Here is a 15062-nt window from a genome sequence, read left to right as displayed (position 1 = left end):
ACCCCGAGAACGTTCATATCACTTGACACTGTAAAAGAACGCATTGACGGCCTTTATCATCAAGCCAGAAATAACTATTGCGACCAAGGCGTGAGGCGCCAGGCCTAGAAACTTTCTGGACCATGATTTGTCGCTCCATTGAGCAAGCTTGAAATCGGTGATTAGAGTCCAAACCAACCCAATCAAGACTGTCACGTACTGAATGTGCCTGGTTGTGTCCGGCTCAACCGTTATGATCAAACTTCTAAGAATTTCTATGTCAAAATACTTACTTATCAGGATAGGTATCTGCACGCCAAGGTTAATGAGATAATATACATGAAAAGCTAGAAAACAGGTTAGCGTGATCGGAAGTAGAGCCAACCCGAAACGCGCGAAATTTTGTCTCAACGTATCGCCAAAAATCCGTCGGGATAGCTGCGCCGCCGCCAGGGTCATCAGGTTGAGGCTGATGATAATCGTTAAAAAGACCATGGTGAAGAATACAACCGGAGAAAAGGGTGTCTGTACGGCTAGCGCTTTATACTCCGGCATTGTGCTCACCATCTCGCTAAACAATCCCCCTATCATTCCAAGAACCAAAAAAGCTGTACCCGCATGTCTCTGGCTGAGTTGCCATATTTCCTCACCAGGTAGCCGTAGATTAAGAGTTATCGCGGAATGAGGGCAGTTCTTGACGCACTGGCCACATAATCTACAAACCCGGTTGCTCCTCAACCTAGGCCCAGCATGCCCAAACTGGCATCCGACATTCTCGCTTGTTCCGAGGTAACATTCATTTGAGGAGCATTGTGATATGCAAATAGCGCTGTTGGCGCGGAGTTCCAAAAAAGAAGTTTTTGAAAGCACTCCTACCATTCCACCCAGGCCGCAAAGGTATAGACACCACGACTGACGTTCGTAAACGATCGACACAAGTATGGCGGACAGTAGCATTGTTAGAAGAAGCAAGCCAAGCTTGGCAGGCGAATTTCTAATGTTTGTGGCTGTTTCGAACCAGATAACAAAAAGAACCGCTCCCGCAATAAGAAAATCAGAATGTCTTTTCAAAAAAGCGGGGAATGGCTTTTCGAAAGAAACCAAGCGCTGGGCGAGATTCGAGATTACCCCTATCGGACACAATGAGCACCAGAATCTGGCCCATATAAGGGACCCTCCAATTAGGATCGGCCATCCAAGAGCCCAACTTATAAGGGCCGCAGGGTTATTTAAAGGATCGGATGGCCCCAAGAACAGGAACAATAGTATGAGAAAAAAGAATGGAGTTACGGCGCTTTGGAGCAAAGCCGGATATAGGGGACTGAGAAACGCCTTTTTGATCGACGCAAACTTGAAAAGATTTACCTTCCATTTGCCTTGAACGTGCTGAAGGTCAAAGTATATGTCCTGGGGCCTTAAAACTCCCCCTTCGCAAACAAGTATGGCTCGTTTCAATGTGATTGAAAGTTCCAAATCATTCCCAGGCCAACTGTAGTTGAGAAGTGTTTTCAGCGTCTCTCTAGGTAGATCGCTCAATTCTCGCCCCAGTTCTTCCTGATATTTTTTCAAATAATAGCGGATAAGACCGGGTATCTCACGACGTCGCTGTCTAAGCGGGGGTATAGTGACGGATCTCTGAAGCAGTCCAAAAATTAAAGGATGATTCTCCAATGTAATTTGGGATTTGGAAAGCCTGGTAGTGGCCAGCAGACGGACCTTTGCTCGCATTTGAGCAAACCCCCCTCGACGTCGAAAGGTGTCCGTGACTATTGCCTCCATAAGCTTCATTTGGCATACAGGGGTCAGTTTCTCAATCCCGCGTATGAGAAGCGTTCCTTCGTCGCTCAATTCGAAATAACCGGGAGTTTCTTTGATTGATCCGTCACGGCCCGCTTCTTCATGTCCAAAAATCAGCCTTAACTGTTTTTCCGTGATTTCGGATTCATTTTCTTTGCCGGAGCCCTCTAGTGAACCGGTTAGCCAGTTGTCGGAAGCACGATGTAAATCCAGTACCAGGAATACCTCTTTGGCATACCTGCTCATTTTGTACATCTGTTGAGCAATTAACTCTTTGCCTACCCCACTCTCACCTATAACCAACGTAGGGCCATCCGATTCCGCCAGCCTTTCAATTTTGGGGGCCAGACTTTTCCGGATGCTTTCCCCGATCACATAATCTGGAAATATTTCGTATTCCTGACTTATAAGAGAGTGGAGCGCCCTCCGCTTCTGTTTGCTCCTTAGCATCAGCCTATCAAGAGACATTATCTTTCGAACAAGGTTCTTCGTCAGGTTGACTGTGAAATCCGGATTGAGGCGAATCAGATTTTCAAAGTCAAGAGATGAAATGACTAATGCAATAACATACTCATCCGCAATTAGTTCCGTGTCCGATTTCCAGGGCACACCTGTAAAAAATTCAACCCCGCCAAATATATCGCCGGGACCGCAGACATCTACAGCCATCCTTTCGTCATCCTCATTTTTTAGGACAACACCGGCTGATCCTGAAACCACATAAGCGACATGGTTGGCTGAAGTTTCTTTGTCAAGAATCAAAGCGCCCTGTTCAAACTCATGAATAATGTCTTTTTCATCAGCGAGACGCCTAAGCGGACCGGGAAGATGGTCTCTTATGTCTTTGGAAGAAATGTCTAACGCATAATTGGGCATAAGGCCACAGCCACGCAGCTAGCCAGGATTGTATGTTGTACAACCTCGCCTAGCCCTCAAATGAGATCTAGCTTCTACTTCCGGAGGCCTGAAAATCAAATTTGATTATGAAACAAAGCGCTCAGGAAAACAATTCTTAATAGTACCACAGAAATTGATAAAACATCTTATCATTATCTCCTGATATACGCCCTTGCCAGAACACTGTCGCCGATATTCTCAACTCGCGCTTCAACTTCATTCAAACCATTATCACGCACAAACTTACCGGCCTCATTCTTAAATTCAAGTCTAGCTTTACCGTTTTTGTCAATTCCAACTACAAGGACATCCCTCAAGTCATATCTCAACCCTACGCCCAGAGCCTTTAGTCCAGCTTCCTTGAGGCTCCATATACGCGTCAACTGCCTGGCATGATCACCAGAGGAATCCGCAAGTTCAAGTTCAGAATCATTAAAATAATCCTTTCCCCATGAAGAGTTCCTCTTCTCTACTTTCTCAATATCCGCGCCAACTCCTTGAAATGCTGAGGATAACGTCGCTGAAGCCATTGCCAGTCCATTTGAATGGGTCACAGTGACTTGGGCGAATTCTGACTTAGGGTCTTTAGAAGAATAAACGACAGGTTTACCCAAAGAGTTTGATCCTATTTGGAGCTTTAGGCCTTTCTTGGACCCGTTGCCGTTATTCGACATCAACCGGTCCAGGGCTCTCCCCAAAAGCATGCGGCCGGCTATCCACTCTTTGCGACGTTTCGGAGTAGCGTTTTTAAGAATAGCCTCAACGTCATCTAGCTGGAAGGACTTTCCCAAGTCCAGTTTCTGGTCTGATTTGACGCCAAGCTCATCGATGGGACAAATTTCTTCAAAAATCCGGTTTGGAAAGGAATTTGCCCTTTGTAACTCTACCATCTCAAAACCTTTCAAGAAAATCACAGGAGTCCCGTCGGCTTCGCTAAGAATTCCGTCAAACCGTATCTTAGTACGACCCTCTGTCCCAGTTTTTGAAATCATATTGGTCGGAATTACAACTCCGTGAGTCGGGGCGCCATTTGGCTTCAGAATCACAATCTTTTCTACTCCTACGGGTAGAGGTATTACTCCATAAGATTCCAGTCCGAATGCTGCTCCAGCCTGAAAAGCTGTTTCAATCGCCGCTGGAATAATATCGGGGAACATATCCGGCCTATGCTCAGTGTCCTTGAATCGGAAGCGGACTCCCTTACCTTTTCCTTCAACTGAAATATAATCAAGGAATCGAAAGGCAGGACCATGAAAAAATACCGAGTAAATCTCTTGTTCCGGAACAAAGATAGTCTGTTTCCAATTGTGATCCGGCACATCTATATGGGCGGATTCGCCTGAAGCGAGAAACAGTTCGTGATGGAATCTTGGCTCCCCGAAAGGTCGGCCTTCTTTATCCAAAAGACTGCTGGATATATGGGCCTTAAATTTGATCATAGGATCGGAAACTCGGGAAACATCAACTTCAGCCACAAACTTCTCGTTTTTGAATATCTTCAACGGCTGCATGAACCGTACATTTTGAATCACCATTTCGGACGTGGAAGGATCAAGAATTTCCGCAGCTTTTCTCATAATCTCTATGCCGCCCGCTCCAGGGAACACGGCTGCTCGATCGATTCGATGATCATTGAGCAGCGGGTGAGACGGGTCGAGTTCGATCTTCATCTTTAGATGTTCGCCCGGGATCAAAGACTCGATAGTTGCTTTTTGCCCCGCCAGGAAAAAGATTTTCTCTGATTGTTCACCAAGGGTGACGAGTGCGTCTTCTTCAAAAGGTCCAAGCTTTCCCGCCACCAGGATTTCAGGTGATGACGACGATCTGGCTAGCTCCTGCATAAAGGCTGACACACCTTTTTCCGGAGGTATAAAGTCTATACCGGCGTCTTCAAGGCTTTGTTGAACGCTTCCTCTAGTAGCCATTCCTATTTCGGCCCAAGGGGCCCAGTCTATGACTGTCGAGCGGATATCGTATTCCCTGGCAAGCCATCGTAACAAATGGGCAAGGCCGTCATTAGCGGCAGAATAATCAATCTGCGCCATATTGCCAAATCGGCCTGCAACGCTTCCAAAGCCTACTATCCTCCTGGGAGGCAATTCGTGTCTGTCAAGAGCCGCCATAACATTTCTTGCTCCTTCGACCTTGACGTTGAAAACCAACTTTATTTGATCCATCGTTTTCGAGCGAAGGGCCCGACTTATATCGATACCAGCTCCATGAACAAACACATCCACACGACCACAAAGTCGTCCTATCTCGGCGATTACGTTATCCACAGCTTCCGAATCCACGATATCAACTCCCCTATAAATCACCTCGGATCCAAGACTTTTGAGTTTTTTGACATTTTGAAAAACTTCGACCTCATTTTTTAGCCTGAAAAACTCTTTTTCCACCAAGACCGGAGTTGGTGGCTTTCCTTCACGTTTGTAACGCTCTATTATCCTGATTTTTTCCTGGTTCCATTCGTCTGCCCCAAATGTAGACAAGGTCTCGGCTCGGCTAGACAATACAGTGCGCCCCAGTATGACAAAGGTAACAGGAACCTGCTCTGCAATCCCTGTTAAACAGGCCGCTGTTATGCCGCGAGCCCCACCGGTTGCCAGTATGACCTCGCCTTGATTGACTGAGCCGGATTCATGCTCAGTGGTCCGTGGAGGGGCGAATCTAATACACCGGAATTCAAGATTATCCGCCACCCCGGTTTCGAGAGGAAAATCTTCAATAAGACTTTGAATGGCCAGCTTAGGACCGTGTGTTTCCAGTATGCTCGGAGAAATGTCGAGACATCGGCACACGGTCTTGGGATACTCTCTGGAAAATGATTTGGCTGCCCCCGTTATTGCCCCGCTGATGTATCCTGTCTGTTGAGGATTTTCAAATCCCCATGCCCCGTCTTCGGAGACGATGTTTACCAAGAAGACCGGCCCGTCCTCAAAACTTGTCGCCAGGGCTCGAAACAGTTCGAAAGAAGGGTACAGAGCGGTCTGCATGTTAAATGCAGTTGTGACATTAATGACCCCGACGCGTTTGTTTTGTCGAGACGGAATTTCAATAGGCCCGTCCAACCGCGTCACAATTATAGACTGTACTAGTTTCTTTATCTCTGATAAAAACAAATCATCTGCGCCGAAAATAACTATTTCATCCACATCCGGAAACGCCGATGTTACTCGAGTATCAATCTTAACTAGTCTGGCTTCGTAAGTTTGGATATTTCCGGAAACCATTGCGAGCGGAACTGACTCGGTCATCTCTTGTACTACTGGTACAGCGACTATCGGAGTTTTCTTCTCGAGCACAAAACCAATTATGCGCTCAATCGTGGGGAATTCCGCTATTTTTAGGCCCTCTATCCTGGGGATATTAAATTTATCCCGCACGTCAGAAATAAATTCAGCCTGCTTGACGGTATCGATGCCGAGGTCGGCCTCCAGATCGAGTCCAGTGTCCAGCATATCAGGTGGGTAGCCTGTCTTGGCTGAAAGCAACTCAAGTATTTTTGTTCGAACTTCAAGTTCGTCCGTTAAAGCTTTTTCCGCAGGAACAGATATCTGTCTTTGGTTCACATCTTCTGCCGGTTGGAGCGATGTTGCGGTGTGTTCGGCTACGAAACCAATTATGTGCTCAATCGTGGGGAATTCCGCTATTTTTAGGCCCTCTATCCTGGGGATATTAAATTTATCCCGCACATCAGAAATAAATTCAGCCTGCTTGACGGTATCGATGCCGAGGTCGGCCTCCAGATCAAGGCCAGTGTCGAGCATATCGGGTGGGTAGCCTGTTTTTGCGGACAGCAGCGACAGTATGATCTGCTTGATTTGCTCCATTCCTGTCTCAGAACCGGAACCTGGGAGCTTTTTTTCGACCTGAACTTTGCTCGAAACCGCTACCTTTTCAGGAGAGCCCTCCACTTTAGGTTTTTCCGCTATAACACGTTCTGAAACCTTTAGAGTTCTGTTTTCAATTGAAACTACGGGATCCTCGTACCCGGAGATTTGTTTTAGCCACACTCTATTGGCCCCGTAATCAGTGACACGATTTTCTTCATGGGAAGCTACTTTGTAGAGAGACATCACTATCTGTGAGCCAAAACCGGCGGCTAAACGTAAAGCATATCGAGCGTCACAAGGGCCACCAGAGCTAAGGTTCATGTCCTGAAATTCAGGATCGGGGACCTTGAGGTTGGGGATTGGCGGCAACGTGCGTTTTTGGAGGCATCTCAATGCGACTACGTCTTCTACACCGACACCCATGGTGTGACCCGTAAATCCTTTTGTATTAGCTATTGGAATGATGGTGGCCGCCGACCCGAAAGTTGAACGCAAAGCCTTTATTTCAGCGGAAGAACTCCCACCACGTTTAGGAGAATATGTTTCGTGTGACATGAAGAACATTTTCTTCGCAAGTTCACTGCGCAAAACTCCGGACTGCTCTTCCCATTTTGAAATCATCTTCTCCATTACGGTAGAAATATGATCGACATCAAGGCGTGTACCGTGGAAGCCACTGTTTGCGATTACTCCTGCTTCAATGGAGGCGATTGGGTCCATGCCTCTATTCTTGACCAGGTCCTCACTCTCCAGGACGATCGCTGCCGCGGCCGACCCCAGTATCAGACCATGTCTGCGGTCGTCAAAGGGTAACGCCGCTTCATTTACATTCGCGTTAGTGGTTGCCGCCCCCATTGCCAGAAACCCGGAACCGATCCACGGGAAAAGCTGCCTGCCTGCGACGTCGTCAGCCGCCACCACAAGCACTCTCTTGGCCTGCCCGGTTCTTATCCAGTCTCTACCGAGAAGAATCGCCTGGGTTGTTCCTGCGCACGCTGCGTCAACATGAGTATTGGGCCCCTGGGCCTTAATGAGCTGCGCCAACTGGCCGTGTCCCATGCTCATTACTCTCAGCAGGAAATTCCGATTAAATGTGTACAACTCTCCGGAACCTGATCCAGTCAACCGGTCAAATTCTTGGGTGAACCATCTGGTAATGGATTCTTTTTCGTCATCGTCTTTTATCCGTTGGACAATTCCAGTGTAGAAATCTATGAGTCTCTTTTTGGCCCCGGCGCCGAAACGAGCGCTTGCTTCTCTGGTAACTTCATCGACCAGTGATGCCATGCCCGGGAAGGCCGAGGCAAAAATTATCCCTGTTTCTGCCCTTAAAGCCTGTGGCAACGCCCATGCCTCAGGTAATTCAATACCGGCGCTGGTTGTTCTGGTTTGTTGGACCAATGGAATCCCTGCTTCCCTGAGAGCTTCCAACCCGGTAGCAACGGCCATCCTGGTCGTAACATCCATTGCTTCAATGAGACGTCTTTCCAGCCCAAATCCCTCAACTAGAGAATCGTCGTTTTCAAAAAAACCTGCTAGCTTTATGACTTCGGATACGTCGTGAACGATCTGTAATTCAGCTTCCCCGGACGGGCCTTTGAAAAGCCTTTCCACGTTCTTTTCGAGCATTTCCCTACGACTGTTTTCCGGAACCTTCTTGATGAAATTTTTCCCAAGGATAAGGTCATCCAGATTTTCCTTGTCAAAAGGAAATCGAACGTCGCTCGGTAGACCTGCCGCCATGCCTGAAATGACGACCGGTTTGAAATTAATTTCCTCAGTTTTCACCATTGTAACCGTTTTTTGGAGAGGCAAAATGTTATCTACATAAGTGTTGAAGCTCGATTTTATAAGGCTCCTGATGGGGTTTCCCTGAAGCTCTACAAACTTTGTGAATTCGGGTTTGGATGCAATATCCTCCAATTCGGCGTCGAGAAGCGCATCCAATGGAGAAGTCGCTTTCTCAGTGACAGTAACCGTAACATCCTGTGGATGGCCCTGTTCGATACCGGTAGGTACAACGGCCAGATTCGTTCGCTGTCGCAATCGCTCCGTATGTGGAGTTTGATGGGGAATCTCCGCAGCGTGAATATTCAACTCAAAGCCTTCTACAATTAAGGCTGCGAGCGATTCTAACAATTGCAGAACTCCACCCTTCTTGGGATGATTGGTGGGTAACGCGATTACTTCCTTGGACAAGGTGTCGATCGTAAGATTTGTCATTACACGCTTTGGGCCGCATTCCACAAAGACGCGGATCCCATCCCCATGCAATCTTCTGAGAGTTTTGACCCATTCGACCGGCGCCGCAAACTGCTTGCCCAGGAGGTCTCTAATGCGTGCAGGAGCGCCCGGTCCGACCGGATAGTAATCACCAGTGACATTCGAGATTATGGCTATCGCCGGCGATGATACCGAGAGCTTTTCGAGTGTTTTCATAAACGGTTCCCTGGCGGGGGCGACAACACCTGAATGAAAAGCGGCGGAAACAGGAATGAGCATACCCTCCAAGCCTCTCTCTCGGAAAAGCTCTCCAGCTCTCTTAACAGCGGCAGTTTCACCGGAAATGACAGTTTGTTTTGGGGAGTTCTTGTTGGCCGCCACTACATATCCATCCACCTGAGCGATAACTTCTTCGACTAATCTGGCGTCCGCAGGAATGCTCATCATTAAACCAGGGTCAGCTATGCTAACTCTCGCCATCTCCCGGCCACGAACGGCCACTGCTTCCAATGCGTCTGGAAAAGTGAAAACACCCGATGCGACACATGCGGCGTACTCCCCTAATGAATGTCCCGCGCACGCCACAGGGTACAACCCCATTTGCTTCAACAGCCGGAAGATGGCTGTGTCCGCCGTCAATATCATAGGCTGTAAATTCTGGGTGTCCTTCAGGACGTCATTTGCGCCAGGTTCCGCAAGTTCAGCAGGATCTGGAAACACGAGGGAACTTATCTTCTTGAGCCCAAGCCCCTTCATTATGTTATCAGCTTCATTAAAGGTTTCCGCTACAACAGGAAACCTGTCGCACAAGTCCCTCAGCATGTATGGGTACTGGGACCCTTGACCTGGGAAAAGGAACGCGGCGCCGGTCAAACTCTTTGAGGGTTTACCCTCTGAAAAATGGACCCCTCTTGCAGTCAGGAAGCCTCTCTTTGCCGGGTCTTGTAAAGCTTCAAGTATTGACACAAGTTTTTTTGAGGTAGTTTCAATATCCGCTGAGGCGAAACCGAATCTCAACTGGAAACTCCGGCATTCGTTTCGATGCGACGAGGCTAGTGTCTTGTAAGTTGATGGATTGATTGTTTCGAGAACCGTCTCAATTTTTCGAACTAGTTCTTCTGTGTTATTACCTCCGATAGCCCAAATCTCGCCACTGACATTCAAGTTGTCAGGCTTGGGCCAGTTGGGTTTGGCAAATTCTACGGAAGGAAGTGTCGCCGGTCTGTTGGACGATACAAGTTGTAATCCCGGTGAGTATTCCTGAAGAACAACATGGAAGTTTGTGCCCCCAAATCCGAAAGCGCTTACCCCAGCTCGTCTCGGAACCCCCTTGGTAGACTTCCACGGGCGCGATGATGTAACCAGGGAAAGAGGTGACGATTCCCAGTCTATGCACGGGTTAGGATTAGTAACGTTTATGGTTGGCGGCAGTGATCGATGATAAAGGCTGAGAATTGCCTTAATCATGCCTGCTGAACCGGCTGCCGCCTTCAAGTGTCCAAGCTGCGATTTTACGGATCCGATTCCTACTGAGCCCGACGGAGATCCGGCATTCCTAAAGAATTTGTCAAGAATCATAAGTTCGGTTTTGTCGCCAACGGCGGTAGAGGTTCCGTGAGCCTCAATGAGTCCGATTGTGACTGGATCCACACCTGAATTTTCCAGACAAGCTCGGATTGCCCGTTCCTGGCCCGCAGAGTTCGGCGCTGTTATGCCCTTGCCTCGTCCATCGGAAGACGACCCCACATCAAGAATTAGCGCGTAAATTCTATCTCCACTGGACAATGCGTCGGAAAGTCGTTTCAGAATCATGACACCAGCGCCCTCGCCCATGACAAAGCCGTTAGCCGCAGCGTCAAAGGGCCTGCTTCCATCCGGCGAAAGGGCGCCGACTTTGCAAAATTTCACGAATATTGATGGTTGCATCGAGGTGTCAACACCCCCGGCAATAGCGCAATCCATTACTCTTGATCGTAGACTTGAGACAGCGTTCATTATTGCCGCCATAGATGATGCGCATGCAGCGTCTACCGTGAAGTTAGGGCCTTCGAGGTTAAACACATTGGCAATTCTGCCGGAAATCACATTAGCCAATTCACCGGGCAAGGAGTCCTCAGTAATTTCTGGAAGTCCGGCAAGGAAACGGCCTCGGAAATCGTCGAGAATTTTCTCGCTAATCGATGAATCAACATTTGCCGCGTCCATCGCTTCACGCATCCGCAGCAGAGTTCTAGGTAATCCTACCCTTTCTGCGTACAAATCAGTGATTTCTCCCCCCATGCTATTTCCGATAACAGTTCCTACCCGCTGTCCCTTGAGAGCTTCAGGAGAAAGCCCTGCATCTGTCAACGCGTCAGCCACGCAAGCGACGGCCATTTTCTGAGTCCGGTCCATTTTTTGTGCTACTGTCGGAGGAATCCGGTATTTGAGAGGATCAAAGTTGAAATCAGAAATAAATCCACCTATCTTTGAATAGGTTTTGTCCGGAACCCGCGGGTCCGAATCGTAGTAAAGATCTACCGAGCCCCACCTTTCATCAGGTGTTGGGCCTATGCCACTCTTTTTTTCAACTATCTGACGCCAAAACTTTTCCGGTGAATCGGATCCCGGAAGACGCAACCCGATTCCAATTACTGCTATTGGCTCATTGTCAGAATTCAGTTCCACTATTTGCCTTTGTTCGGAATTCTCGCCGAGTTCATTAGAATTCATAGCGTTAACTCCTGTTTGAATGGCTTCAACTTGTTTGAAAGGACTCAATTGCGTTGATGGCCCGGTGTGAGCTGGTTCAACAAATTCGAGCTTGCTAGCTGGTTTTCTATAGATTTCTTGTCCTTTGAAAATGAGGTTTTCATGGACCTGAGCAATGGTAGTCGGTTCGTTTAACAGGCAGGCTACCTGTCCCATCAGGTATAGGCCTCTTTCTACTTGCTCGTGAGGGCTTAACTCATAAAATTGGGGGCAATCGGATTGTGAAGTCGCAGGATCAATGGCGCATCCCTTTGAAGCTAGACGAAGACCGCCGAGGTTATCCTGTTCGTAAAGTTCCTTACGGTCCCGCAGCGGCATCCCGGCCCGGAGACGTTCAAGCTCTCGTTCAACAAGCTCATTGGCCATCCGCGAACACGCGACTCTTGTCATAGTGTTTACTGTCCGGCCTACTACTACGGTGTCACGAGATTCGAGAGTCAACCTCCGGTAGGAATCAGTAATGGCCTTGGCATTGACTGCTTCCGCTGTCGTAAGGTAAGCCGTTCCAAGCTGAAGTCCAACCTTGAGTCCCTTTTGGGTAAGATGATCTGTCATGCCCGCTATAAATGCAGACCCCTGAGGTGAACCAATTCCACCGGCAAGCAAAACACTTACCTCATTCAAATCCAGGCCATTTTTATGAGCTTCTTCCAATTGGTTCAGATTTGCGTTCCACAAGTTGAGACTGGAAAGGTTTCCGATGTGCCCGCCGGACTCGCCGCCCTCAAAGACGAATCGTCTGAGCCCTGCCTTCAACGCCTCCGATAGGATTCCGGGTGAGGGACAATGCAGGTAGCATCGAGCGCCAAGACCTTCAATGGTTAAGGCGAGTTCTGGACCGCCGGCAGCTAGGATCGCAAATTTGGGGGGATTGGAGCGCATTATTTCCAGATGGGCTTCATACCGGCTACGATTGATCTCGAGTCCTATCAAGCCTACTCCAAATGTTGATCCGTTTTTTTCGCGTGCCTGCTCAAGGGTCTGCTGAGCTATCGGTCCTGGCATATTGCCCAAAGCCAGGAATGGCAATCCACCCCCGTCATTAACCGCTTTCAGAAAATCAGAGTTGTCACTTACATGAGCCATCGGACCCTGCACAACGGGGAACCTGACCCCGTGCTCAACGCTCAGTGGCGATCCCTCTTTAAATGGCCAAGCGCCGGAGCACAGTTTCATAGCGCTATCAAATGCGGCGATAACTTCAGAAACCGAGTGACATTTTTGAAGCAATATCTTGTTGATTATCAGGTCTTCGGAAAACGGGAAGATTGAATCATCGCTGTCTGGTTTAGCCGTAGGGTAGCCAATCTGTGAAAAAATGAGTTTCTGGTATTGCGTAGATTCATCTACAGCAAGAGACTCTTCTGTTTTCTTGAGTTCACGGATTTTCTTTGTGCCTATTCGAGAGTAGGATCGGAAGTGATGTCCTGAGATTTCATTCAATATTGTGGAACCCGGTAAGTTGAGTGAGCTTAAAAACATTTTCAGTTCGGAATCTATAGCCGATTCATCTGTTAACAACAGATGATAATCTAGAACTATTCCGGAAGCCCCTGCTCCAATAACTCCGGCGGAAGTGTAAGGGCCGACCCCTCCCTGTTGGAACACGGGAAGTTTTGTTATCTGAATTATTTGCTGGAGTAACACAAAACCGTGAGTTGGGCTTACCCAACCAGGCCCTTCAGAACCTCGAACAATGAGGCCGGCAGCTCCCATTCTTTGGGCATTCGCAACGTCCGAGACGCTTCCCACTTCCACGAAAACCGGAATTGACAGTTTTGAAAAAAAACCGTCCTCAAACGAGACAAGGCGATGATTGTCTTCCAGCGGAATAATCGCCAATTTTATTCGTTTATTGGAACCCTCGAGCAAAGGATCATCGACATGGACCCTTATCCCATAAGGTGTTGAGTCATCGGGCTCAAAACTAGCGGGACCCACTGTTACGTGGTCTATTACTCCGATCCCACCTGCCTGATTAACCTTGGCAATTAACGAAAAGTCCTTGTTGAAATACGGATTGACAAAAATTATGGGCGTAACGATATTAAGTTCGGAAATCGTTTTCATGAGATCACCTTAAGCGGATTTGTGTTGAAAGCTTGGCTGGGAGGAATAGCGAAGCCATAAAACAGCACTTCCCTTACAGTATCGACTTCATCGAGGAGAGACCCCTCCGCCCCTTCTCGCAGCCACTTTTGAATGACTCCATTTAGAAAGCCGATTATTCCATAGAACACGGTAAAGTAATTCATCTGCTTTAGGCGACCAGAGCGTGAAGCTTTCCAGCATCGACGTTTGAGACCAGGCAGGGCCAGGATCAGTTCCTGGATAAACTTTTCAGAGAACTCTCTACCGAAATCCTTGTGTTCCTGAATTATTACTTTAAAAAAAGCAGAATTCTGTTCAAAGAAGGTGAGATATATTTTGATTACACTTTCAATTATGGTAAGCACATCATCCTGAACACTCAGGTCTTTTCGAGCCAATTCGACAAATTCGGACATTGTGTCCTCTTTGAGGGCCGTGAAAATGCTCTCTTTGGTCTTGAAGTAACGGTAAACTGTCCCCTTCGCTATATCGGCCCGATCAGCTATGGAATCAATTGTAGAAGTGTGGAAGCCTTTGTCGGAAAACTCTGTCAGCGCTGCCTGCAGTATTCTGTGTCTGACATCTTTCTGCTTTTTCCTTTTGGATGTCTCACCTTCAACCGACCGCCTCAGGCTCTGGAAAAGCAGGTCTTCAAGAATAAGTTCCCGGGGGACCCCATTAGCTTCGGCGGAATCGATCGCGCTTCTGTAGAACTCGCGTATGAGAGTGTCGGAATAAATCGGTGACGCCATGAGAGCCTTGGCTGCCATATCCACTATTGAGCGGGTCGCGTCAGACCTGACAGCGTCATCGTTGGGCAGCTTGCGGAGTTCATTTTTCAAAATTTTAATCAGCTCAGGGATGGCGAAAGTATCGCGATGGGCCCTAGTATTGTTGACTACGCTGTTGATTGCTGTTTCAAGAGAAATGTCCATGACTATCTCCAATCATGAGAATCGAATGGTATAACCCTAAAATGTAATGACTGACCAGTGCGTCATGTTTTGCTTGTAACGAACAAGACGGGACTTTGTCAAGTCCTGATATGTAACTAGCTGGTAATTAACAGTAAAAGATTTGGCTCAAATTCTAGAGTGCGACATTTTCTATCGGCACGGCTGGCACGTAGCCCCGGTTTCGTCCGTTGAAGCCGGGGCTACACTGGTGGGCGTAGGCACTGCGGTGAACATGGATGAAGAGATTATCCGGCTATCGGATGTGGACCATTTTCTTGACCTTGAGATCAAAATGACAAGTATTGTCATTAGCGGGAATAGGTCTTCAAAGATTGTTGATGGATGGTTTTTAACGCCTCGAGGTTACAAGTTTTAAGTTTTCAGATTAATCCGAAATGTGGGTAGAGTTTCAGACGATTTGAGCCACTTGCAAAAGTGTTTTTTGGGTGTTTAAGCATGTGTAATAAATGAGCTTCACGGGCAGGCCCGTGGTATAGTGTTTTTGCAAAAAAGACGCTTTTTCACGGGAGGC

At 47.8% G+C, this 15062-nt stretch carries 4 protein-coding genes; 1 reads left to right on the top strand and 3 read right to left on the bottom strand.

From position 1 onward, the window contains the following. Nucleotides 1-18: 18 nt before the first annotated feature. From WC647_15965 to WC647_15955, 3 genes are all read right to left on the bottom strand, one after another. Entirely contained in the window at nucleotides 19-2652 is a 2634-nt protein-coding gene (locus WC647_15965) for a sigma 54-interacting transcriptional regulator (protein ID MFA6223801.1), read from the bottom strand. Between the two features lie 173 nt (nucleotides 2653-2825). After that, a complete protein-coding gene (locus WC647_15960; GenBank protein MFA6223800.1) occupies nucleotides 2826-13553 on the bottom strand; it encodes an SDR family NAD(P)-dependent oxidoreductase in 10728 nt (3575 codons plus the stop codon). Next, entirely contained in the window at nucleotides 13550-14509 is a 960-nt protein-coding gene (locus WC647_15955; GenBank protein ID MFA6223799.1) for a TetR/AcrR family transcriptional regulator, read from the bottom strand. The genes WC647_15960 and WC647_15955 overlap by 4 nt, the downstream gene beginning before the upstream one ends. A gap of 142 nt (nucleotides 14510-14651) precedes the next feature. Between WC647_15955 and WC647_15950 the strand changes: the two genes are divergently transcribed. Beyond that, the gene (locus tag WC647_15950; GenBank protein MFA6223798.1) at nucleotides 14652-14906 is read left to right on the top strand and encodes a hypothetical protein; all 255 of its coding nucleotides are present in this window, start codon (nucleotides 14652-14654) and stop codon (nucleotides 14904-14906) included. Nucleotides 14907-15062: the final 156 nt, after the last annotated feature.

The organism is Desulfomonilaceae bacterium, assembly GCA_041662605.1.
Taxonomy (GTDB): Bacteria; Desulfobacterota; Desulfomonilia; order Desulfomonilales; family Desulfomonilaceae; genus CAJBEZ01.
Note: the sequence above shows the minus strand (reverse complement) of the source record. Positions and strands in the feature narration are given on the sequence as shown.